The following is a 674-nucleotide window of genomic DNA, read 5'->3' on the forward strand; positions in this document are numbered from 1 at the left end:
TTTGGTCTGTGTTTTTTGTATCTGCGTAACGTAAAAGGCTTCAGGTTCAACCACAAAAGGGTGTACCGGATTTACTGCGAGCTGTCGCTGAACATGCGAATAAAGCCGAAAAAACGACTGAAACGGGATAAGCCCGAACCGCTGGCGGTGCCTGAAAGCAGCAACGAGTGCTGGTCGATGGACTTCATGCACGATCAGCTATCAGATGGGCGCTCAGTCCGGTTACTGAATGTTATTGATGACTTTAATCGTGAGGCACTGGCTATTGAAGTGGATTTTTCACTGCCAGCAAGCCGTGTGGTAAGAACTCTCGAACAACTCATTGAATGGAAAGGTAAACCGGAAGCAATACGATGCGATAACGGGCCAGAATATACCGGAAAAGTACTGATATCATGGGCAGCTCAGCAGAATATAATTCTTCGTTTTATACAACCAGGTAAACCTCAGCAGAACGCTTATATTGAGCGATATAACCGAACTGTGCGTTATGACTGGCTGGGACAGCACCTGTTTAGCTCACTGGAAGAATTGCAGGGCTATGCCACGCAGTGGCAATGGTTTTATAATCATGAACGTCCGAATATGGCACTGAATGGCTTCACGCCGATGCAGCATATTCAGCGCATGAACTGATTCTACTTATCACCTCCGTTAAAAATGGGGGGATTACC

At 46.4% G+C, this 674-nt stretch carries 1 protein-coding gene; it reads left to right on the top strand.

Annotated features, from left to right (window positions below; translation table 11 throughout):
* On the top strand, positions 1 to 636 hold a 636-nt coding region (locus ACG0Z5_RS23840), incomplete at its 5' end, for an IS3 family transposase (protein ID WP_394451650.1).
* Between the last annotated feature and the right edge of the window lie 38 nt (positions 637 to 674).

This window comes from Scandinavium sp. M-37, assembly GCF_043558715.1.
Taxonomy (GTDB): Bacteria; Pseudomonadota; Gammaproteobacteria; order Enterobacterales; family Enterobacteriaceae; genus Scandinavium; species Scandinavium vulneris_A.